This is a genomic window from Acidobacteriota bacterium, from assembly GCA_016700075.1.
Taxonomy (GTDB): domain Bacteria; phylum Acidobacteriota; class Blastocatellia; order Pyrinomonadales; family Pyrinomonadaceae; genus OLB17.
Genome location: CP065000.1, coordinates 904,613 through 929,112, shown reverse-complemented (window position 1 = coordinate 929,112; position 24,500 = coordinate 904,613). Strand labels below are relative to the sequence as shown.

The following is a 24,500-nucleotide window of genomic DNA, read 5'->3' as shown; positions in this document are numbered from 1 at the left end:
GGAACCGGACTATTTTCCTGCCTTAAGATCCGCAATTCGCTTCTCAAGCGCTTCGAGATCCGCGGCCCGAACTTTGTCGGCCTTGCCTTTTGCTAGTGCTGCTTCGAAGGCAGAGATGGCCTCGGCACGTTTGTCTAGTCCAAGAAGAATGTTTCCTTTCCGAGAGAGGTTCTGAAATGTTGCCGCTTTCGCGATGGATTCTTCGTTCAACGCGTAAGCCTTATCGAACCACGCCTTCGCTTGATCTGCCTGTTTGTTGTTCCTAGCGTATCCCGCGGCGGTCATCCACGGTCCTGCATCGCTGGCTCCGGCGGTCTCGGCATAGGTTTTAAGACGTTTGATCGTAGAACCAACTACATCTTTGACCTTGACCGAGAAAGGAACCTTGACCTTTTCCCAACGAAGATAAGCATTCGCCGCGTCGTCCGCCGTAACATCAAGTCCGAATGTAAGCCATTCCTTGCTGTCATTCACCATTTGGGGCTTAGCCTTTACGCGAAGGGCATCTTTCGTTTTGTCGTAGCTGAAACTACCCCACTGTCCTTCGTCTTTGTTAAAGATCAGCGTCCACTCTTCTTTGCCGGGAATTGCGTGAAAGCTGTAGCGGCCCGCAGGAAGCAGCTCGCCATTGATCAGCACGTCGTCATCTGAGGTAAAGAGGGTTGCCTCATTGGCTCCGGCACGCCAAATGTGGCCGTAAGGGACCAGCGGTGCTCCCGGCGGACGCACCCGTCCGTCATCGAGCGTCTGCTCGCCCTCAATCTTCTCGGGCCACTCGCCCCAGACAGTGCGTCCCTTAACGCCCGGACGGCCATACGAGATCGTGACCTCGGTCGTCCCGATGACCTGCATAACACTCGCTTTTGAACTCGCACGCGGCAACGGCGGACGCGTTTGCGACACCGCCACCGCCGCCGTCGAGACCAACATCGCCAAAATCGATAAATAAAAGATCGCTGTTTTTCTCATAAGTCTAAATTTCTTTATTCGTCGTCTTCGTGAGCTCGGACGCGCCCTGCGGCGACCGCCTCGTCAATTACCTTTTGTGCCAAGTTCCCAGGCAGCGGGTCATAATGCGAGAACTGCATGTGGTACGAGCCGCGTGCCTGAGTTACAGAATTGAGTTTCGACTGGTAATCGAGCATTTCCGAAAGCGGCACTTTCGCTTTAATAACCTGCTGTTTTCCGCGCATTTCCATTCCCGCAACACGGCCTCGGCGGGAGTTCAGGTCACCCATGATGTCGCCCGACACTTCCTGCGGGGTGAAAACCTCGACATCCATTATGGGCTCCAGCAGCGTCGGTTTTGCCTTTTCCATTGCGGCACGGAAAGCCTTTCGTCCGGCTGCCCTGAATGAATGCTCATCAGAATCGACCGTATGGTAGCTGCCGTCGATCAGCGTCACGCGAAAATCGACCAACGGATAGCCGGCAACAGCCCCGTTCGCTGCCGCCTCGATGATGCCCTTTTCGACTGCCGGCCGGAAATTCTGAGGTATCGCACCTCCAAAGATCTTGTCGACCCATTCAAATCCGGCACCGCGCTCCATCGGTTCAAATATGCACTTGCAGTCGCCGAACTGGCCGCGGCCTCCGGACTGTTTCTTGTGACGGCCCTGAACCTCGGCCGTCGCGGTAATGGTTTCCTTGTAGGGCACCTTCGGCGGATGCAGTGCGACTTCGACGTGATATCGGTCGGCAAGTTTCTTGACGACGGTTTCAATATGAAGCTGGCCCGAACCTGAAAGAATGAACTCTTTGGTCTGGGCGTCGCGGTCGAAATGAAGCGAAGGGTCTTCTTCGAGTATCTTGTGAAGGGCGACAGAGATCTTGTCTTCGTCGGCGCGTGATTTCGGCTCGATCGCAAATGCGATGGCCGCTTCGGGATATTCGACCGGCGGATAGACTATCGGATTCGCCTTGTCACAGAGCGTGTCGCCGGTCTGTGTGTCCTTCAGCTTAACCACCGCAATGATGTCGCCGGTGTTGGCTTCTTGCACTTTGTCGAGTGTCTTTCCGGAGATCAAATGAAGCGCACCGAGACGCTCTGCGGTGTCCCGAGAGCTGTTCAATATCGTCGCGTCCGCGGAGACCTTGCCCGAAATGACCTTCATTACGCTTATGCGGCCTGCGAACGGATCGGCGATGGTCCTGAAGACATAGGCCGAGAACGGCTCGTCGTTACTATATTTCCGGGTGACGCGGTCGCCCGACATATCGTTGTCCTTGAAGCCGTATTCTGCTTCGTGCGTCGCCGGATTGGGCCCAAATTCGACTATGTGATCAAGCAAGATCTGCAGTCCCACCAAATTTGTGGAGGAGACTGCGTATACAGGACAAAGTTTACTGCTGGCGATCGCTCTTGCGAGGTTCGGATATATCTCGTCCTCGTCGAGAGTGCCGTTCTCAAAATACTTTTCCATCAGAGCATCGTCTGATTCGGCAACTATCTCGACCAGCCTTTCACGGGTCCGCTCAAAAATGTCCCGCCCTTCTTCAGGGATCGGTATCTCCTTGGCTTTTCCTTTGTCATCAAACTCATAGGCCTTTTGGTGAACGACATCGACGACGCCCTTGAAATTTGCCTCGGATCCGATCGGGAGTGTGAACGGAACGATCGAACGGGCAAAACTCGATGTCGCGGTCTCAAGAGCGTGGCCAAAATCAGAATGCTCTTTGTCCAGCTTGTTGATGACCATAAAACGCGGCAGAAGAAACTCGTTCGCATACTGCCATGTCTTTTCGGTCTGCACCTCGATCCCGTGTACGCCGTCCACAACGACCAATGCGCAATCGGCAATTCGAAGCGCAGGCCTGGCGTGCGCGACGAACGCGGCATATCCGGGCGTGTCAATGAAATTTATCTTTTTGTCTGCGTATTCGAGGTGGGCAAAATTGTTGTTAAGAGAGACCTTTCTTTCTATCGCATCGTCTTCGTAATCGGTGATCGTTGTTCCTTCATCGACCTTTCCCCAACGACCGCCGCCTGCAACAAAGATCATCGAACTGACGAGCTGGGTTTTACCTGCGTCGCCGTGACCAATGACAGCCAGATTCCTGATATCCTCAGTAGCAAATGCTTTCATTTTCGGCAATTTCTCCTTCTTATCAAAATAAGATCTTCTGCGTCAGGCCTTGGCGCACGAGGGCAACTTCGTACCGTCGTTCTACGTAAAGCACTAGGCGCAGGTTCATAAACTATTGGTAACTTTTAAATCTATATTACGAATGTTGAAAGGGCAAGAATGCGGAAAACGGAAATATATGTTTCCCGCATCACAAAGCTGGACTATACTTAAAACGCGCGATCTCGCTTTTACTGCCTTTGATCGATGAGATATCTCAACTCTTGCTCTAAATTCAGTTTAACGGCCGTTCTGGCGGCTTCTGTACTTCTCCAGCCGGTCGCCTCCAATGGCCAGGACCTTGTACCTACGAGCAGCCTGACCGGCGGATCAAGCGTATTTGTCTTTCGAAGCTCATCACGGGTTGCAAAACGTCCTGCTGCGTCCGTTGCACGGCCGTCGAGAACTAAGAACCAACAGATGGAAACCGCCGCCAAGATCAGACGGCAGTATGAGACCATTGCCCGCGTAAACCCGACCCGAGCCAAATCAGATGTGATCGACCCGAACCGGCTGCCAAAGAATTACCGGACGCTTCCTGCTGTCCAAGCGTCGAAACTGTTTGCGGGGGTTGGCGAGTATTACGTCAATAACGGTGATTACGACAAGGCTCTGGAGTTTTTCCGCGATTCGGTCAGCCTTGACGAATCCAATGACGCCGCAAAAGGCGGCTACAGCGAAGCACTTGCCATCAAGGGAAACGACCTGCTGCTAAAAGATCAGGCTCAGCAGGCGAAAGCGATGTTTCTGGAGGCGTTAAAATTCGATCCGAAGAATTCGGCGGCCTATTTCGGCCTAGGCGAGGTTTACGTTGAACTGGACATGCTCGACGAAGCGATCGCGAATTACGAACGATCGCTCGAGAGTAACAAGGACCTAACGGAGATATTCGTCCCGCTGGGCATTCTGTATTATCAGACCGGCGACATCGCCAAAGCCGATGAACTCTTGACGAAGGCACTCACTTTCTCGCCAAATTCATCTGAAACGCAATTCTTCCTCGGCTTGATCCGACGGTCGCAGAACCGAAATGAGGAAGCACTTGCAGCATTCCGAAAGGCCCGCGAGTTAGACACGACTCGACCCGAGACGCCGTTCTTTACGGGCGAACTCCTCGTGTCGATGAAACGCACCGCTGAGTCCATTTCCGAATATCAGGCGGCCGTCGCTCTCAGGCCGAATTACTATGACGCCTGGGTCGGTTTGGCAGAAGCACACGTTGAACTCGGCAATTTCCGTGAAGCCGTGGAGGCTTATATAGCGGCTGCGAAATTGAAGAATGATAGTTGGGAGGTTTTCGCTGGACTTGCGGATTCGTATCGTCAGACGAATGACTTTATCAATGCTGAGGTCAACTATCGGTTGGCCGCGACGTTCTACATGCAGCAGCCGGAGTTCGTGAAAGACATTGCGGCCGACCTTTACAGCAAGCTGGGCTATGTGATCGGTGCTCAATGTGACGAGGCGATGAGGAAGTTCCAGCCGTGTAAATGGGGAGCGGCCGTACGTGCCATGGAACAGGCGGTCGATCTTGCAAACAACCCGGTCGATGTCGCGAATCTCGGATGGGCATATTACAACGCCGCGCGTATGGACCTGAATCAGCGTAACCCGACCGCTGCGGCTCCAAATCTTGAAAAGGCCAAAGCTGCATTGGAGCGTGCGTTGGCCGGAGCTCCGCAAATATCCGACGCGATACTCCAGAATTTGGGGGCAGTTCAGATCGACATGAACGATTTTCGCGGTGCGATCGACTCTCTAAAGCCGGTCGTACAGCGGAAACCCGATTGGATCTTTTCCAGATACGCACTCGGGACAGCATATTTCAAGGTCAACAATTTTGACGAAGCGGCAAAAATGTTCCGCAGTGTTCTGGACCTCGATCCGAAGAATATTCCGGCACTTTCGAGCCTCGGCTATTCTGAGATCAAACGAAAGAACGGCAAAGAGGTTCGAAAGGTCCTCGAAATTTTGCGGCCGCTTTCTCCGGCCGATGCCATAAGGGTTGAGCAGGAAGCCAAACTTGCGAAGGTCATTTGACCTGACGATCTGACAGTGCAAAAGGACGTACCCCTCGCCCAGTATACGACCATAGGAATTGGCGGACCTGCCCGTTTCTTTGTCGAAGCGCGGAGTGAGGATGAGATCGTTGGAGCATTGCGGTGGGCCGACGACGCGGGCGTGCCCGTCTTCATTCTCGGGGGCGGAAGCAACATTCTCTTCGGCGACGATGGGTTTGACGGTCTTGTCGTCAAAATATCGACTTCCGGTGTCGAGTTTGAAGAGATTCGCAACGGTGCTGTTATGGTTGCGTCGGCGGCCGGCGAAGAATGGGATGGACTCGTTTCAATGTGTTCTGAGCGAGGCCTTGCAGGTATTGAATGCTTGAGCGGCATTCCGGGGACGGTTGGCGGAACTCCGATCCAGAACGTAGGGGCTTATGGGCAAGAGGTTTCGCAGACGATCGTTTCCGTGCGATGCCTTGACCGAGAAACACAGCGGATCGTTGATATAGAGAATGCCGATTGCGGATTTTCGTATCGTCAAAGCATTTTCAACACGACCGCTCGCAGGAGGTACGTGGTGCTTTCTGTGCAGTTTCATCTGAGGTCGGGCGAACCCGACCTGCCCGCATATCCGGAACTGAGGCGTGAGATGGAGGCGGGCGTCAATGAGATGTCGCCGCTCACGATTCGCGAGGCCGTCATGCGGCTCCGACGTCAAAAATCTATGGTGGTCGATCCGGCAGATCCGAATTCGAGGAGTCTTGGTTCCTTTTTTAAGAATCCTGTAGTGACTCTCGAAGCTCACAGGAGGCTTTGTGATCGATTTGGTGACGTACCTTCGTTTGCGGCCGAAGGCGGTGTAAAGGTCCCTGCTGCGTGGCTTATCGAGAAGAGCGGTTTTACAAAGGGTCACGTTGAAGGGAACACGGGCATTTCGACTAAACACTCTCTTGCACTTATCAACCGCGGGGGAGCCACGGCTGCTGAGTTGATAGCTTTCCGTGATAAGGTCGCCGGAGCCGTCGAACATCGATTCGGTATACGGCTCGTCATGGAACCCGAAGCGGTCGGGGCATGATCGAATGAAGTTATGAAAGTTGCAGCATCACGTTTCCTTTCGCTTTTCGTAATCGCGGCAATGATGAACTTCATTTGGCCGGGCATAAGTCAAGATCTGGTACAAACGGAAAGCCTGACGTCCGGATCGAGCGTGTTCGTCTTTCGCCAGTCGAGGCTTCAGCGGTCGGCAGCTCTCGCCGGCGGCCGTGTGGCTCTGCGAAGCGATGAGAACGCCCGCGGGGCCCGCGGAGCGACGACAATTGCCCGTAATAGTCAGAAGAAGCGTGTCACGGCAATAAAAGAACCTGACCGCACAGCGGTCGCGGCGTCAAACAGGAACGCGGTTCGCTCGCAGACACTTACGCGTACGGCGGACGATCTTCTGGCAAAGGACAACATTGACGGGGCGATCGCAAACTACAGGTCAGCACTTGCCGCGAATCCACAGAACAAGCGTGCTCAGACAGGGCTTTCAAGCGCGATGACCGCGAAGGCTATCACCATCGCGGGAGAAGATAATGACCGCGACGCTGTTCCGCTTCTCGAAGAAGCGATCAAGTATGACGGCTCTAATGATGCGGCCTATGCCAAGCTCGGTGCTGTTTTCGAAGCGAACGGTGAGCCGTTGAAGGCCGCCGAAAAATACGAAAAAGCCGCTGCCCTGAATGCCGAACACGCCATACTCTACGGGCGGATCGGGCTTATTAGGTTGAACGCCGGTGAAGTAGCGTTGGCCGAGACTGCTCTTCAAAGGTCCGATGCGGCAAATGTCGACTCTGCCGATTCGCGTTTCCTGCGGGGGCTGATCCATTTCAAGCAGAACCGCGACGCTGAGGCTCTCGCAGCATTTGAACGAGCAGCAGAATTTGAAGAGCGTTTCGCCGAGGCAAATTTTTATCGCGGTCAGGTCCTTGACCGCATGGGCCGGAACGATCAGGCCGTCGCCGCGTATCGGACGACCCTCAAGAATGACCCTGCATTCACGCCTGCAGCGATCGAGATGGGAAATGTCTTTCTGGAGAAAGGTGAAAACGAGAACGCAGTCGCTGCTCTCGATGATGCTGCCAAACGTGAGCCTCAGAACGCAGAGATACAGTTCCAATTAGGTAATGCTCTTCGGCTTTTGGAGCGCTTTGCAGAGGCCGGGAATGCATACCAACGAGCTTCTGTCACCATTAGAACCGTCGATCTTTATTCGAATTGGGGCTATTCGCTTGGACGTGCGGGTGATTGGGCGAATGCCGCGGAAAAATTGAAGGTCGCAGCTGAAATAAACCCCGCAGGCATTGAGTATTCGAACGTTGGCTGGGCTTACTACAATGCCGGCTATGCCATTATCGAAGCTGCCGACAAAGATCCCGCAAATCAGCTTTTGGCACAAGCTCGTACCTATCTCGTCCGAGCCGTCGAACTGGACCGCACTCTCGCTGCGGCATTTCTCAACCTAGGTTCGACTCACAACGCTCTCGGCGAATTTGACGACGCGATACGGATCTTGCAGACAGCTCTTTCGCTGCGTCGAGATTGGCTGATCGCGATGAATCAGCTTGGTCTCGGTTATCGCGGCCTGCGTGATTTCAAGAATGCTATCGCCACGCTTAAGCGCGCTGTAGAGATCGATCCGCGTTATGCACTTGGCCTCTATAACCTCGGCGAATCCTATTTCGCAAGCGGCAACAAGAGTGAGGCTCAAAAGATACAGGCCCAGCTGCGCCGCATAGATCCATCGCTGGCAACTCGTCTCGAGAGTGTGATCGCAGGCAGGATGATTGATGCCGGACGCCAGCAGATCGAGCGTCGAATTCGTATTCCGAGACCTTTTTAATGATCGATCCGGCTTTTTCTTCTCAAGCGGCCTCATGGATGCGGCCGCTTTTTTGTATAATCTGTCGGTTAGAACATGCCCAGAAGAAATGATATCCGTAAGATCCTGATCATCGGTTCCGGCCCTATTGTGATCGGGCAGGCGTGCGAATTTGATTATTCGGGCACCCAAGCCTGCCGCGCTCTGAAACAGGAGGGATTCGATGTCGTTTTGATGAACTCCAATCCCGCGACGATCATGACCGACCCCGAGATCGCCGATCGCACCTATGTCGAGCCTCTCACACTTGAGACCGCCAGGGCGGTGATCGAAAAAGAACGGCCTGATGCCTTGCTGCCGACCGTGGGCGGGCAGACCGGTTTGAATCTTTCCGTTGAGCTGTTCGAAAGCGGTGTTTTGGATGAATTCGGTGTAAAGCTGATCGGTGCAAACATCGACGCCATCAAGGTCGGCGAGGATCGCGAGCTTTTCAAGAAAGCGATGGACGAAGTGGGCATTCCGTCTCCAAAGGGCGGGTTTGCACACACGTGGGAAGAGGCTCAAGGGATCGTTGAACAAACGGGTTACCCGGCGATCATTCGCCCGGCTTTTACTTTGGGCGGAACCGGCGGCGGAACTGCTTACAACCCCGAAGAATTCGGAGAGATCGCAAAGAACGGCCTGGCTGCGTCGCCTGTTTCACAGATACTGGTCGAAGAATCCATACTCGGTTGGAAAGAATTTGAGCTTGAGGTCATGCGAGACCTTAACGACAACGTCGTCATCATCTGCTCCATTGAGAATTTCGACCCGATGGGCGTGCATACCGGCGATTCGATAACGGTCGCTCCGGCACAGACCCTGACCGACGTCGAATATCAGCAACTTCGAGATATGTCGATCACGTGCATCCGCAAGGTTGGCGTAGAGACAGGCGGCTCGAACATTCAGTTTGCCGTGAATCCCGAGAACGGCGATGTTCGCATCATCGAGATGAATCCGCGGGTGTCACGGTCTTCCGCACTTGCTTCAAAAGCGACAGGATTTCCTATTGCAAAGATCGCCGCCAAACTCGCGGTCGGCTATACGCTGGACGAAATTCCGAACGATATCACGAAAAAAACTCCCGCGTCGTTCGAGCCGACAATAGATTACATCGTCACTAAGATCCCAAAATGGGCTTTTGAAAAATTTCCGGGTGCCGAGGACGTTCTCGATACGCAGATGAGATCGGTCGGCGAGGTGATGGCGATCGGCCGCACGTTCAAAGAATCGCTGTTCAAAGGCCTTCGGTCACTCGAAGCTGTAAAGCCATTACGTCTGGTAGATGTGCCTGATGAAGAGCTTCAGCGAAAACTCGCGCGTCCGAATTCACAGCGTTTCTCATACATCACCTACGCTCTCCAGAACGGTTACACGATCGATGAAGTCCATCGGTTGACCAAGATCGACCGCTGGTTCCTCGATCAGCTAGCGCAGGTAATGGAGTTTCAGGCGTCGCTGTTAGAGCCGGCTGCGTCGGCAGACGGCAGAGCCCTTCAGGCTTTTACAGACAGCGAGCTGCGTGTAGCTAAAGAGTTCGGCCTGTCGGATCGCCGTCTTTCATTTCTGACCGGTGCTTCAGAAACCGAGGTTCGAGAACACCGCAGATCGAAAGGCATCGCTCCCGTTTACAAACGTGTCGATACGTGCGGTGCAGAGTTCGAGTCTTTCACGCCGTATATGTACTCGACCTATGAGGAAGAATGCGAGGCCGAGCCGACCGAACGCCGGAAGATCATGATCCTTGGCAGCGGGCCGAACCGCATCGGACAGGGAATTGAGTTCGACTATTGCTGTTGCCATGCGTCGTTCGCTCTTCGCGACGCGGATTTTGAGACGATCATGGTCAACTGCAATCCGGAAACCGTCTCAACTGATTACGACACGTCCGACAGGCTGTATTTTGAGCCGCTGACCTTTGAGGACGTGATGAACATAGTCGATATCGAGCGTCCCGTAGGCGTCATCGTGCAGTTCGGCGGCCAGACACCGCTAAATCTCGCAGACAAACTGCATGCTGCTGGCGTTCCGATCATCGGGACGTCCCCCGATTCTATTGATCTGGCCGAAGACCGCAAGAGGTTTTCTTCACTGCTGAATGAACTGAACATTCCTCAGCCGCCGAACGGCACGGCGACCTCACCTGAGGAAGCGAAAGCAATCGCTGCCGAGATCGGCTATCCCGTTGTTGTCAGGCCGAGTTTCGTGCTCGGCGGGCGGGCGATGGCGATCGTATATGATGAGCAATCGCTCGACGAATACATGCGCACGGCGGTCGATGCGTCTCCTGAAAAGCCGATATTGATCGACAAGTTTCTCGAACGGGCTGCCGAGATCGACGTCGACGCTCTGGCGGATGAAACGGCTGTGGTCATCGCAGGGATACAGGAGCACATCGAAGAAGCCGGCATTCACTCCGGCGATTCTTCGAGCGTTCTTCCGCCGCAGCGAATCGCGGTAGAGCACCTCGAAACCATCCGGCACTACACTCAAATGCTTGCAAAAGGCCTTAAAGTAAATGGTCTGATGAATATCCAGTACGCCGTTCAGAACGACCGCGTCTATGTCCTTGAGGTCAATCCGCGGGCTTCGCGGACCGTTCCATTTGTAGCAAAAGCGACCGGAGTGCCTATTGCCAAGATCGCCTCGATCGTAATGGCGGGCGACAAGAATTTAGCAGACTTCAGTTTACCTGAGGTTCTAAATGTCCCGCAGGTGTTCGTAAAGTCTCCCGTATTTCCGTTCAAGAAATTCGCCGGGGTCGATCCGATCCTTGGTCCGGAAATGCACTCGACCGGTGAGGTAATGGGTGTCGGGGCAACATTTCGCGAGGCTTACGGCAAAGCAATGGAAGGAGCCGGACTGAAACTTCCGCTTGCGGGCAAAGCTTTTATTTCGGTGACGAACAGTGACAAAGGGACTGCCGTCGTTCTGGCACGGCGGCTCAAAAAGCTTGGTTTTGACTTGGTAGCGACGCATGGCACAGCAATTCGACTTCGCGAGGTCGGTTTAGAATGCGAAAACGTTTTCAAGGTAAATGAAGGCCGGCCAAATATTGCCGATCTGATCCGGCAAGGCGACATCGCACTAATTATCAATACGCCGCTCGGAAAAGCCTCGCGTTATGACGAAAAGGCGATCCGTAAGGCTGCCCTGCAGTACAATGTTCCGTGCGTCACGACCATGACAGGTGCTGAAGCCCTTGTTGAAGCCATTGGAATGAAGATCGAATCGCCGGGTGTTACTGTTCGCAGCCTGCAGGAGATCCATAATACAGATGAACATCTGGAGCATCAGGAACACCGAGCATAATGCGTCCTATACGTTGGAATGCACTCTGTTCCGGGTGGCTTACTTTTCGCTAATTTTTCGTTTACAATACGTTGACCAATTTTATGAGTGAATCGCACGATCGCGAGATCATTGGCGGACATCTGCTGGTGATAGGCGGGGCAGAAGACAGATACAACGAGCGGCGCATACTTAAGAAGTTTCTTGAGCTTGCCGGCGGCGAGGCGGCTGAGATCCTTATCGTCCCTGTGGCGTCGGATTTTCCGGAGTTTGCTGCAGATGTTTACACGCAAGCCTTTCGCAATCTGGGCGTGAGCAATCCACGCGTACTTCGTGCCACATCGCGCCAGGATGTAGCTCAAGCGGATGCAGAAAAGCTGTTGGACGGCGTCACAGGTATCTTTATGACCGGCGGCGATCAGATGCGGCTTGTTTCGGTGCTGGGTGGAACGAAGGTGGCCGAAAAGATGAGAAAGATGGTTCGCGACACTGACGTGGTGATGGCAGGGACAAGCGCCGGGGCCGCTGCGATGAGCACGTCGATGATCGTACGCGGCGAGGCAACCTCGCATCCGCATAAGAATGCGGTCAAGCTGTCTCCGGGCCTCGGGTTTCTGAAAAATATCATCATAGATCAGCATTTCACCGAGCGTGGCCGCATAAGCCGCCTGATAACGGCCGTTTCGTATAATCCTTACAATTTGGGCATCGGAATAGACGAGAACACAGCAATAATCCTGAATGGCAAGGGAGTACTTGAAGTATTTGGCCAGGGGTCCACGACGATAGTAGATGGCTCAGAGATCACTTTCAATGAGATCGCGGAAGTGCATGATAACGAAGCATTTAGTGTTTGCGGCGTGCAGTTTCATGTATTGCGTGACGGGCTGGTTTACAATTATCTCGAACGCCACCCGATCCAACCTCCTGTGGAGTTTTTGCTCCCTGATCTTGGGTGAGGTTGCCTCCGTTGATCAGGAACGAGCTAATACAGCGGGATTTAGCGCATCGATCCTATCTGTGCTTATTTGTACCGATTCCCGGCTAAAGCATTATGGAAATACTCGAAATTCGCACACTACGCGGGCCTAACTATTGGAGCGGCTATTGGAAAAAGCTGATCATAATGCGGCTTGATATCGGCGCGTTCGAGCGAAAGCCGACGAACAAGATCAAGTACTTTTACGAGCGTATGGTGGATGCAATGCCGTCGCTATCGACCCATGGCTGCAGTTACGGAGAAGAGGGCGGTTTTCTAAGGCGGGTCCGGGAAGGTACGTGGGCCGGCCACGCGATCGAGCATTTCGCCCTTGAATTGCAGACGCTTGCAGGTATGGACACCGGCTACGGCCGTACACGCGAAACAGGTGAAAAAGGCGTCTATAACGTAGTCTTCAGTTACGTGGAGGAAGAGGTAGGCCGATTTGCCGGCCGGGCTGCTGTCAGGCTTTGGCTGGACCTCGCTGAGAAGCGCCCGATCGATGAGATAAAGACGGAACTGGCGGCTGACATCCGCCGAATGCGTGAGATCAGAGAAGATGTGCGATTTGGGCCGTCGACCGGATCGCTCGTTGAGGAAGCCGAGAGCCGGGGAATTCCGTATATTCGCCTGAACGATCAATCACTTGTGCAGCTTGGTTACGGCGTTAATCAGAAGCGCATTCAGGCGACGACGACCGTTAATACGAACATGATCTCTGTCGATATCGCCGGAGATAAAAGCGCAACTAAGAAACTGCTCGGCGATATGGGCGTGCCGGTGCCCAAAGGATATCGTATCCGTGAGATCGACGACCTAGAAGACACTTTAGAAAGAGTTAGCTATCCTGCTGTAATTAAACCACTTGACGGTAATCACGGCAAAGGTGCGACCGTCGGCATACGCAATCTCGATGAGGCGAAGATCGCGTGGGAAAAAGCAAAGGAATATTCTCGTTGGGTGATCGTCGAGCAGCAGCTGACGGGCTCGGATTTCAGAGCATTGGTCGTCAACAACCGCCTTATCGCTGTCGCTGAACGTGTTCCCGCACACGTGGTTGGCGATGGAAAACACACTATCCAAGAGCTTATCGATATTATCAATTTGGATCCTCGGCGCGGTTATGGTCACGAAAATGTTCTAACTCAGATCGACGTGGATAATCAGACCCAACGATGTATCGCGAAGGCAGGATACACCCTCGATACTAAGCTCAAAAAAGGCGAGGTTCTTCACCTGAAGACAACCGCCAATATTTCAACAGGCGGCACCGCGATCGACTGTACGGATGAAGTGCATCCGGAAAACTTGTTTTTGTTCGAGCGCATTGCGAAGATAATAGGTCTAGATGTTGCAGGTATTGACGTTATCGCTCCGAATGTGAGTGAGCCGCTCGCTCAGAACGGCGGTGGCATCATCGAGGTTAACGCAGCTCCCGGATTCCGAATGCATCTTGCTCCGAGTGAAGGCATTGGCAGAAATGTCGCAGAACATGTCATTGATATGCTATTTCCGCCGGGCACTCCGTCGAGAATTCCTATATTTGCCATTACCGGAACTAACGGGAAGACAACGACCTCGCGTCTAATTGCACACATCTTGAAAAACAGCGGCCGAACGGTAGGCTTTACCACAACCGACGGCACATACATCGGCAACCAGCAGATCACGGCGGGCGACAATACAGGCCCCGTATCCGCACAGCTTGTGCTGAAAGACCCGACCGTCGATGTTGCCGTGCTCGAAACAGCACGCGGCGGCATCATTCGCTCGGGATTGGGATTCGATCATTGTGACGTAGGGGTTGTGCTGAATGTGGCCGCCGATCATCTTGGGCTTAAAGACGTTAACACGTTGGAAGACCTCGCGCGTGTGAAATCCGTCATTCCGCGTGCTGTTTCAAGGAAAGGGTTTGCCGTTTTGAACGCACAAGATCCGCTAGTTTACGCGATGAAAGAGCTCTGCGACGGAACGGTCGTTTGTTTTTCAATGGACGAGAACGACCCGAACATCAAAAAGCGAGCTGAACGTGGGCGCGTTTCTTGTGTGTATGAGAATGGCTACGTAACAATACTGAAAGGCAAGTGGAAGGTCCGCGTTGAAAAGGTGACAAATATTCCGTTGACCTATGGCGGACGTGCCGAGTTCATGATCCAGAACGTTCTCGCGGCGACACTTGCATGTTTTGTCCACGGTGTTTCATTGGAGGACCTCCGCGTTGGGCTGACGACATTCAATGCCGGTACCGCACAGACACCGGGACGTCTCAATTTCGTCGAGGTTGGCGATGTAACTGTACTAATGGACTATGCCCATAACCCGGCCGGGCTTAGAGGTTTAGCCTCGTTCATCGGAAAGCTCCCACATAAATATCGCACATGTGTCATTAACGGAACCGGTGACCGCCGCGACGAGGATATAGTCGAATTCGGACAGGTCGCGGGTCAGACCTTTGACCGCATCGTAATACGCCGCGGCCACTATCTGCGTGGACGGGACGAGCAGCAGACATACGAGCTGCTGAATAAGGGGATCGCAAAGTCAAAGAAGGATCCGGCTGTCAGGATAATTCCGGAAAGCCGCGACGCCATCCATCACGCGATAAAATATGGACGGAAAGGCGAACTTGTAGTGACGTTGGCAGATCGGGTGCCGGACGACATCGCATTCGTTCAGGAATACCGCGACATGCTCAATGAAGGGAAGACGAAATAAATGATCACTCCTTATCCGGATGCATCCATCAATAAGATCTATGATCTCCTCTTTTGCGACGATCTGGAGCTTTTTCGCCCCGCGGACGGCGACATTTCCGCCTCGCCGTGGAAGGAACTTTTTGACAGACGGGCAAACGCAGACGAAATACGGACCATCGTCTATGCTGATTGGTCAGAGGCTCGGACGCGTGCCTTAGCGGCACTGAGGCTGCGGGAGATCGGGCAGCCGATAACGGACAAACTGCTTTTTGGTACAGTTATCGAGGTTGGGATGGAAACTGGTCTTGATGCGTTAGCTGCATACGCCGACGGTACCATCAGATATATAAATCATTCGGGCTCTCTGTTCGTGTGGGATTCTCGTACCGAGTATTCTGATGCCTTGGTGGGAGAATTGCTTGATGCTTCGATAAGCGTGGTTTCACAGATCGGCCCTTGGGATGGCCAACGACTTGATCCGCCTGCCAATGGCAATGCACGACTCACCTTTCTCGTTTCCGATGGCCTATATTTTGGTGAAGGGCCGTTCGAAGCCTTGACGCAGGATCCGATGGGCGGCCGCGTCATCGCAGCGGGTTTTCAGATTATGACCTTTCTATTGCAACACTATTCCGGTCAGTCTGAATAGATAGCAGTTACGGGTCTGTCGCCATCAATATACCCGCGATACATGCCATCGGAATTGAAGGGCAGCGTTATATTGCCCTCGTTGTCCACCGCGATCAGACCGCCCTCGCCATTGATCTCGGATTGTCGCTCGATCGTCTCGCGAGCAGCGTCCTCTAACGAAAGTCTCTTGTATTTCATGCGTGCCGCCACGTCAAATGCGGACACTCCCAACATAAAATACTCTCCGTGGCCTGTGCATGAGACTGCACATGTGTCGTCGGCAAATGTTCCCGCACCGATCAGCGGGGTATCGCCCACACGGCCGAACTTCTTGTTGGTCATTCCGCCCGTCGATGTCGCCGCCGCAAGGTTGCCGTTTGCGTCACAGGCGACCGCGCCGACCGTTCCGATCGGTTTGGAATGATCTAGCTGCACACGGCCGGCGGCGAGTGCTTCCTGATACTGTAGCCATCGGTGTTCGGTAAAAAAGTATTCATCTGGAGCGGTCTCGATACCGACAGATGCGGCAAAATCTGCCGCTCCGTCGCCCGAAAGCAGGATATGCTCTGTGCGTTCCATCACTAATCGAGCGAGTTTGATGGGGTTTCTGATGTTCCTGACCGCCGCAACGGCTCCGGCCTTCAGGCTTCGGCCATCCATGATCGAAGCGTCCATTTCCTGACGGCCACCGTGAGTAAAAACCGATCCCCGGCCCGCGTTGAACAAGGGAAAGTCCTCGAGTGACACCACGGCAGCTTCAACGGCATCGAGCGACGATCCACCTTTCTCCAGGATCTCCCAACTTGCCCGCAGAGCGTTTTCCAGGCCGCCGCGGTATTCCGCTTCGAGATCAGGCGTCATCTGCGAACGAAGTATCGTTCCCGCCCCGCCATGTATCGCCAACGCCGTTCTTGTCATACAGTAAAACTTACCACAGAGTACACAGAGGGCACAGAGTTTTCAGGATCAAGATCGTCGTCTCTGTGCACTCTGTGATCTCAGTGGCTAAATTTTTTGGTTCCTTAGCCGGAGGGCATTAGCGATGACCGAGACCGAGCTGAACGTCATCGCGGCACTTGCTATCATCGGCGACAGCAGCAAGCCAAACACCGGGAACAGAACACCGGCGGCTATCGGTACGCCAATGATGTTGTAAGCGAAGGCGAAGAACAGATTTTGGCGGATGTTCTTCATCGTGTTTCGGCTTAGGTTTCGTGCTTTCAGGATACCGTCGAGATCGGGTTTTAATAAGGTGATGTCTGCCGATTCGATCGCCACATCGGTGCCGCTCGCGAAGGCAATACCTACGTCAGCCTGTGCCAAGGCCGGTGCGTCGTTAACGCCATCGCCGGCCATCGCCACGCGCGTGCCTTGTTGCTGCAGCTCTTTCACCTTCGCGGCCTTTTCCTGCGGCATCACCTCGGCAACGACGTGGTCGATACCAAGCTCTTTCGCTACAGCATCAGCCGTCGCCTGATTGTCACCGCTCATCATTACGACCTCAATGCCTTGTTTATGAAGCGCGTCGATCGCGGTTTTCGCGGATGGTTTGATGGCGTCAGAAACGCCGATCAATCCTGCAAATTTGCCGTCAATTGATGCGTAGAGAATTGATTGCCCGGCGACTTCGATGAATCCAATCGGGTCTTGCAGATTATAGTGAACATGTTGTTCCATCTGATCTCGTGAAGATCGCGGCAGGAACGAACGTTTGCCGATCATGACGTGCTTGCCTTCAACGATGCCTTCGACACCGCTCCCGGTCGTTGACTTAAAGTCAGTGACCTCGACAATCTCAATTCCAAGCTGTTCAGCTTTCGCAACAACTGCTGAAGCAAGCGGGTGCTCGCTCAGCTTTTCGACACTGGCAGCGAATTTCATCAGAGATGATTCGTTGTACGGATGTTCAAAAATGATCGAGCCTACCATAGGTCTTCCTTCCGTCAGAGTTCCGGTCTTATCGACGACGATCGTATCGACGCCTTCGAGCAGTTCGAGGGCTTCGGCTTTTTTTATCAGGACGCCGTTCTTTGCACCGACTCCGGTTCCGACCATTATCGACATCGGGGTTGCCAGTCCAAGGGCACACGGACAGGCGATTATCAGCACCGAAACTGCCGCGACGATCGCATAGGTCAGACTGCCGAACACGAGCCAGACGCCGAACGCGACGATCGCAACCACAATTACGGCAGGTACAAAATATGCCGAGACCGCATCCGCAAGACGCTGGATCGGAGCACGCGAACGCTGTGCTTCGCCGACCATTTTTACGATCTGTGCGAGCAGGGTCTCTTTGCCGACCCTTTCCGCACGCATTAGAAAACTGCGGTTGCCGTTGAGCGTGCCGCCGATCACTTTGTCTCCCGCCGTCTTGCTCACGGGCATTGATTCGCCCGTGACCATCGATTCGTCGATAGAGGTCTCGCCGTCTATGATCTCGCCATCGGTCGGCACCTTTTCGTTCGCCTTTACACGAAGCGTCTGGCCCTGCACCACGTGACGGAGGTCGACGACTTCTTCCGAACCGTCATCGAATACGACGGTCGCGGTTTCGGGTGCAAGCCGCAGCAGTTCTTTGATCGCTGACGAGGTCTGCGAACGTGCCCGCAGTTCAAGTACCTGGCCGAGCAACACAAGCGTGACGATCAAGGCGGCCGCCTCGAAATACGCGGGGACGATGCCCGAGTGCAGATCGTGCATCGCTGCCGGAAGGAGACCCGGTGCGAACAGAGCGGCGAAGCTGTATAACAGTGCGGCTCCTGTGCCTATCGCGATCAGCGTGAACATATTCGGGCTGACGTTCTTTACGGATGCCCAGCCCCTTTCGAAGAAAGGCCAGCCGCCCCACAGGACGACGGGTGTTGCCAAAAAGAACTGTATCCAGATCGAAACACGCGGCGGCACGACCGAGTGAAATGCAGGAAACATCTCGGCCATCGCCAATACGAATACCGGCATTGTCAACACGGCCGAGATCGCGAAACGCCGCTTCATATCGGCGTATTCGGGGTCGGGCCGGTCATCCAGGCTGATCTCCTTTGGCTCGAGCGCCATCCCGCAGATCGGGCAAGAACCCGGGCCGATCTGCACGATCTCCGGATGCATCGGGCAGGTGTACTCGACGTCAGAACCGCCTGCGTCAGCGGGCGGCATTGCGTCGCCTGATCGTGACGGGTCAAGATATTTTTGCGGCTCTGCGGCGAACTTCGTTTTGCATTCGGGCATGCAGAAATAATAGGTCTGTCCGCCGTATTCGAATTCAGCGGCGGCGGTTTCGGGCAGGACCCACATTTTGCAGACAGGGTCTTGATGCGGTTGCGGCGGTTCGTCGTCGGTTTTGTTGCGGCCGATGGAAATGGGCGTCGCCATACGGAAATCTTACAGCAATAGCGGATTTTTCAGGAACGCCGCCTGTTTTCGATATTTCATTTAGACGGTAGAACCAGATTTGTTTTACCACCTTATCCGAAAGGGCAATCTCGACCGCGGTCGGGAGCGCAAAGCCTGGAATGCCGCAAAACAGGGCAACGTCCGGCTGCCGAAGTGAGGTCCAGATGCTCAAAAAACTCTTTCCCCTTCTTCTTGTAACATTAGCGCTCACACCCGCGGTATTTTCACAGAACACCGGTTTTCAGGCTCCCGTGGCTGTAAAGCTGGGCGAAGCTGAGGACATCGAGGAGATATTTCGCCCGAGGCGAGTGCCTGAAAAGGAATCTGACGTTGCGGCGGCCGTTGTCGTTAACACGAGATCTGTCGAGCGTATCGCGTTCGAGATGATCAACAGTACCCGCGTAGAAATGGGGCTTTCGCCGTTGACGTGGAACGAGGACATTGCTTCTGTGGCTCGCGAGCATTCCCAGAATATGGCGGAATTTCGGTTCTTCAGCCATCGAGGCCTGGACAACAAGATGGTCAGCGATCGTGCCGACGCGAAAGGCGTTCGTAAGTGGCGTGCGATCGGCGAGAACATCGCTTACAACCGCGGCTACCAAGATCCTGTCGCAAAGGCCGTGCAGCTTTGGCTCAACTCATCGTCGCACAAGAGCAACATGCTCGACCCGAACTGGCGTGAATCCGCCGTCGGCGTCGCGATAGCGTCAGACGGATCGTACTATTTCACACAGGTCTTCTTGGTCAAACGCTAAGTTTTTCGGAATCGCTTCTAAAAGGCCCGAAGAAGATTCAAAAAGGGCATAAATTTAACACAAAAACTGTAAAAATAGGCCGCGGCAATACGCGGCTACACACGGCGGTGGGCAAAAAATGCCCGTCGCCGATTGCCGTTTGCACGTCAGGATCACGTAACAAGGTCAGATAATAGACGGGCCGCTGTGCAGACAGGGCGACCGCACGTTTTCAAGGCGTGATCTACTCACGCTGCGCGGCCGGGCATTGTTTCCTTTTGCCGCCGTCTGCCGCCGCGTGCCGCTGCGGAAGCCCTCGCGGGAGTCGGCAACATGCAGACCACGAGATCGATCCGCCATTCCCGGTCAGTTGTGCTCAGCTTCGATTGTGAAGACTATTCGATCTTGGGTTCGAGCCCGACGCGGCGGAGTAGGTCGGAGAACCGCGGATCAACACGGAGATCGTCGAGTTCGGGCGTGACCTTGAGCCAGACCATGCCGGTGTAGCGTATCTCGAATGCCCGCTCGAGGAATTCGAAAGCCTTTTCCTTCTCACCCATTTTCGCATATGCGACGGCCGTTAAATAGGGCTCGTTTTGGTCGTCGATGCGTGTGCCTTCCCAAAAACCGCGTATGCCTGACGGCAGCGAGGCACGCATTTTTGCGAGTCGCTCTTTATGGCCCTGATACCATTCGGCCGTCACGCCACCGGCGCTGTTTATCATGTCGAACCGCGTTTCCATAGCATCGACAGCCTCGGCGTACATGCCTTTTTCGGGATAAACATATGAAAGGAAGAGATATGTCCGGGCGTAATTCGGATGCAGGTTCTTCTCTTTATTCAGCAATTCGATCGCCCGATCGTAATCTCTCTTGTAATAGAAGGTAAGTGCATAGTCGGTCCGTATCGGCGAGGAAAGCGGGTCAAGCTCCATCGCCCGCTCGTACATCGCGAGGCTTTCGTCGAATCGGCCGTGCATCGCGAGAAGTTCTGCATACCAATGGTGCGTGATGGCGTCGTTGGGGTTGAGTGCGCGTGCCCGCCGATAATCGGCCTCGGCACCGGCCAAGTCCCAATTGATAAAACACTTATTTACAGCCCGTGCCGAGTATGCCTCGCCCAATGTATCGTCGATCTCGAGTGCTTTCTCTGCGGTTGCGATGGCGAGTTTCGCACGTTCCTCATTCGAGATGCCGCGTTCACTCAACTCCGCGAGCGAATATGCATTTGCCAGCGCGATGTACGCTTTTGCAAACGTAGGATCCTTATCGATCGCTGCACGGAAGAGCTCGATCGAACGGACGATGTCCGAATCTATCCGCTTGTTCCACAAATGAAGCCCGCGGATATACAGGTCAAAAGCCTCAGGGTCTGAGGTCGTGCGTACAGCCCGCCTGGCACGCTCCTCCTCAGATGCGGCCGGCAACACAACACCGGTCAGCGAGTCGGCAAGTTCCTTCTGAAGCGAAAGAAGGTCATTAGTGGAACCCGGAAACTCTCGGTTCCAAATAACGAAGCTGCCCGCGACATCTGTCAACTCCGCAAAGACCGTCATTTGGTCACCGCTCTTATCGACGCGTCCGGTGAGGACGGCGGCAACGCCCAACTCTCGGCCGACCGCGATCGGGTCCGACGTCTTACCTTTGTATTCGTATGCGGCCCGCTGGTCGGTCACCCGCAGGCCCGGAAAAACACGTAATCGATTTGCGAGGGTCTCGGACAGTCCGTCCGCAATATATTCTGCTTCGGGGTCGGAGATCTCGAACGGAAGGACCGCGACCGATCCGATCGTCCGCGGAGCGGCGCCGAGTATCCCGAATGTGCGGAAACTATAAGCCGCAGCCCCTGCCAGCAGCAAAAACAATGCAAAGACGAGGCCGAGGCGAAACGGATTCGTTTTTCGCTCCGAGGTTTGGACCGCGACGGACTTGGCAACCGCCGGTTTAGTTTCATACTCGATATCGGTGACGAACCGGTAGCCCTTGCGCGGGACGTTCTCGATAAAGCGGGCGTGGCGGGCATCGTCGCCGAGGGCCTTTCGAAGGCCGGTGATCGCGACGGTGAGGTTGTTCTCTTCGACATGGCTGCCGGCCCAGACCTGCTCAAAAAATTCGTCCTTACTGACGATCTCGCCGCGGCGTTCGACGAGCAGGGCTAGGACCTGGAACATCCTATGGTTGATATTCAGCGGCTCGCCGCCGCGCCGCAGACTCTCTTCGGCAAGATCAAGCTCGAATTCGCCAAATCGGATCACCCGGCCGTTCAGGCCGCCAGGTTCTCTCGATCGTCCGTTCATTTCCACCGTTTTACCCGCCGGATGAGCAAATTTAGCACGAAATTAGCAGAAGTTTAATTACTTTCCTAACGCCGCGGCAATAAAATCAGGGCCGGTAAGACATACCGCCTTATAAAGATCGTCGATTAGTCAATGGCTCCGCAGGCAAAGGCCTGTCTTCACTGGCTCCGAAGCATGGTCTGTATATCGGGCGGCGGGCAGCGTCTGCCGGACGCGCAGAATCGTGAAATACGCTATAGGCGACGAATCAGGGAGAGATATTATGAGTCGGCAAGCAATCAACAGATCGGTCGTTCAGATCAAGAAAGAGTGGTATTTGGCAGCGGCGGTCATGTCCATCGGAATCATGGCCGCCCTTGTTTCCTTTGGGCAGACGGTCGGGATCGGGGTTTACAAGAATGCCGAGACTCGGTCAGTTTCACCGGTCGCGAACGGGGACGGCAGCGGGCCGTTGAAGGCGGATTATCAGTTCTTAGGGAATCTGAACAGTTCGGTCGGGACGGCGCCGCCGTTGACGGAGCTGATCGGGGCAGGAGCGAATTCGTTCGTGAGTGATTCGGTCGATGGTTTCGCGCGGCAGACATTTCGGTTCGCTACTAACGGCGGTGTTGCGATCAACAGCATCGGTGCGATCGTGCCCGAGAACGCGTTCTCGATAGCGATACTCTTCAAGCTGGACGATATTTCGCAACGACGCCGGCTTTTCGACCTTTCGGGCGGTACTGCGGCTGATTGGCTCTACCTTCTGGACGGACGGCTTGAGCCTGAGAACACGTCCAACACTCCGATGCTCAACAACGCCTATACGCAGATCGTCGTCGTACGGACGGGCACCGGACAGGTAAATTATTACCGCGACGGCATTTTGCGGTTTTCGGACACGGATGGCGGCGGGCCGATACCGTTCGGTATCAGGTTCTTTCAGGACGTTATCAATAATCCGCTGCAATCCTCGGCGGGCAACGTCGCGCGTGTCAGGCTGTGGGACACACCTCTCACGCAGAACGAGGTCTATGCACTCGACCGCGTTCCCGAAACGCCGACCGGAGCGTTGCCGGTATTGTTCTTTTCCACGCGAAACGGCACATTCGAACATTACAGAATGAACCCGGACGGTTCGTCACAGGTTCGGTTGACCAATAATGCCTTCACCGAGTTTGCCGGGAAGTTCTCGCCGAACGGCCAGAAGGTCGTCTATATGCGGCGTGAGACCGGTACCGACCCGTATCAGATCTGGATCATGAACGCCGACGGCACGAACCAAACACGGCTAACGAACACGGCAACGAACGACATCAGCGCAGGATGGCGGCCCGACGGGCAAAAGATCATATTCTCGCGGTGCAACCAGCCTGGCTGCGACCTTTACACGATGAACCCTGATGGCACTAACCAACAGCCGATAACGGCGGCCAACACCGCGGGCGACGAGGATCAGGCTCAGTTCACACCCGACGGCACCAAACTCGTTTTTATTTGCAGCGACAGCAGCTTAGGCAACTATCAGATCTGTGTGACAAATGCTGACGGTACCAACAGACAACTGATCACAAACACCGTCTCACCGATAGTCAGCCAGATCATCAATATCTCGCCTGACGGCCAGAAGCTCGCTTTTGTCCGAAATTCGACGACGGTGAATGGGCTCCCGGGTTGGGACATCTACACGATGAACATCGACGGTACGAACGTAGTGAACCTGACCAACAACGCGACCCAGGACACGACGCCGATCTGGTCGCCGGACGGAACGCAGATAATGTTCGCCGCGTATCGTGCGGGCGGACAATCGGATATCTGGATAATGAACGCAGACGGCTCGAATCCGATACGGCTGATGCGCAACTCGGCCGACGACCGCCTGAGCGACTGGTTCAGACCGCCGGCATCGGGCGTCGAGGTGTCAGGGCGTGTATTCACGTCAGACGGACGCGGACTGCGCAACGCCACCGTCAAGATCGCGGGCCCGGGCGGCTTCTTGCTATCCGCCGTCACATCGAGCTTCGGGTATTACCGTTTTGACGGTATCCCGGTCGGCCCGTCCTACACCATAACGGTCAACTCCCGATCTTATCGTTTCAACCCGCGCCAAGTGACCGTGACGGGGGCGTTGACCGACGTTGATTTCGTCGGGCTGGAGTGATCGACGGGACGCAGGCTGCCAGCCTGCAATGTATAGCAAGAGCAGGCAGGCTGCCTGCGGTCCGAAAGAATTGCCCCGCTCTTTGAAGCGGGGTATTTTGTTGAAGAACGAAGTTGCAGAAGCCCGCGCGTAAGCAAGGGCGATAGCGAACGACCAAAGCATACAAAATGATCACAGGCATCTTCCGACGAAGCTCCTCCCGTATGACGACGCTCCGGATATCGCCCTTGCTGACGCGCGGGCTTGGGCAACTTCGGTACTCGGGATTTGTTTTCGCCACCGCCGGTTAGGCAAGTCTAAC

At 54.5% G+C, this 24,500-nt stretch carries 14 protein-coding genes; 9 read left to right on the top strand and 5 right to left on the bottom strand.

From position 1 onward, the window contains the following. Positions 1-9: 9 nt before the first annotated feature. Positions 10-930 (bottom strand): DUF2911 domain-containing protein, encoded by a 921-nt coding sequence (locus tag IPM50_04250; protein QQS34455.1) that lies wholly within the window; start codon positions 928-930, stop codon positions 10-12. A 53-nt stretch (positions 931-983) separates the two neighbouring features. Next, positions 984-3,086 (bottom strand): elongation factor G, encoded by a 2,103-nt coding sequence (locus IPM50_04245; GenBank protein ID QQS33798.1) that lies wholly within the window; start codon positions 3,084-3,086, stop codon positions 984-986. A 246-nt stretch (positions 3,087-3,332) separates the two neighbouring features. On the opposite strand from IPM50_04245, the gene IPM50_04240 reads away from it, so the two are divergent. From IPM50_04240 to IPM50_04210, 7 genes are all read left to right on the top strand, one after another. After that, a complete protein-coding gene (locus tag IPM50_04240; GenBank protein QQS33797.1) occupies positions 3,333-5,165 on the top strand; it encodes a tetratricopeptide repeat protein in 1,833 nt (610 codons plus the stop codon). A gap of 9 nt (positions 5,166-5,174) precedes the next feature. Then, on the top strand, positions 5,175-6,209 hold the full coding sequence (locus tag IPM50_04235; GenBank protein QQS34454.1) for a UDP-N-acetylmuramate dehydrogenase: 1,035 nt from the start codon (positions 5,175-5,177) through the stop codon (positions 6,207-6,209). 12 nt (positions 6,210-6,221) lie between these two features. Next, on the top strand, positions 6,222-8,015 hold the full coding sequence (locus IPM50_04230) for a tetratricopeptide repeat protein (protein QQS33796.1): 1,794 nt from the start codon (positions 6,222-6,224) through the stop codon (positions 8,013-8,015). A gap of 75 nt (positions 8,016-8,090) precedes the next feature. Further along, positions 8,091-11,348 carry a carbamoyl-phosphate synthase large subunit gene (gene carB / locus IPM50_04225; protein ID QQS33795.1) on the top strand — a complete coding sequence of 1,086 codons (3,258 nt, stop codon included), beginning with the start codon at positions 8,091-8,093 and terminating at the stop codon, positions 11,346-11,348. An 83-nt stretch (positions 11,349-11,431) separates the two neighbouring features. Further along, positions 11,432-12,286 (top strand): cyanophycinase, encoded by an 855-nt coding sequence (locus tag IPM50_04220; protein QQS33794.1) that lies wholly within the window; start codon positions 11,432-11,434, stop codon positions 12,284-12,286. A 95-nt stretch (positions 12,287-12,381) separates the two neighbouring features. Continuing rightward, entirely contained in the window at positions 12,382-15,021 is a 2,640-nt protein-coding gene (gene cphA, locus IPM50_04215; protein QQS33793.1) for a cyanophycin synthetase, read from the top strand. Continuing rightward, positions 15,022-15,651, top strand: coding sequence for a hypothetical protein (locus IPM50_04210; protein ID QQS33792.1), 630 nt, complete (start codon positions 15,022-15,024; stop codon positions 15,649-15,651). Here IPM50_04210 and IPM50_04205 read toward each other — a convergent pair. Further along, the gene (locus IPM50_04205; protein ID QQS33791.1) at positions 15,639-16,550 is read right to left on the bottom strand and encodes an isoaspartyl peptidase/L-asparaginase; all 912 of its coding nucleotides are present in this window, start codon (positions 16,548-16,550) and stop codon (positions 15,639-15,641) included. The two genes, IPM50_04210 and IPM50_04205, sit on opposite strands and share 13 nt — an antisense overlap. A gap of 87 nt (positions 16,551-16,637) precedes the next feature. Next, a complete protein-coding gene (locus tag IPM50_04200) occupies positions 16,638-19,004 on the bottom strand; it encodes a heavy metal translocating P-type ATPase (GenBank protein ID QQS33790.1) in 2,367 nt (788 codons plus the stop codon). A 185-nt stretch (positions 19,005-19,189) separates the two neighbouring features. On the opposite strand from IPM50_04200, the gene IPM50_04195 reads away from it, so the two are divergent. After that, a complete protein-coding gene (locus tag IPM50_04195) occupies positions 19,190-19,780 on the top strand; it encodes a CAP domain-containing protein (GenBank protein QQS33789.1) in 591 nt (196 codons plus the stop codon). A 374-nt stretch (positions 19,781-20,154) separates the two neighbouring features. Here IPM50_04195 and IPM50_04190 read toward each other — a convergent pair whose 3' ends face one another. Then, positions 20,155-22,056, bottom strand: coding sequence for a winged helix-turn-helix domain-containing protein (locus IPM50_04190; GenBank protein ID QQS33788.1), 1,902 nt, complete (start codon positions 22,054-22,056; stop codon positions 20,155-20,157). Between the two features lie 262 nt (positions 22,057-22,318). Here IPM50_04190 and IPM50_04185 point away from each other — a divergent pair, with 262 nt between their 5' ends. Continuing rightward, complete coding sequence (locus IPM50_04185) at positions 22,319-24,199, top strand: PD40 domain-containing protein (GenBank protein ID QQS33787.1); 1,881 nt, start codon at positions 22,319-22,321, stop codon at positions 24,197-24,199. Positions 24,200-24,500: the final 301 nt, after the last annotated feature.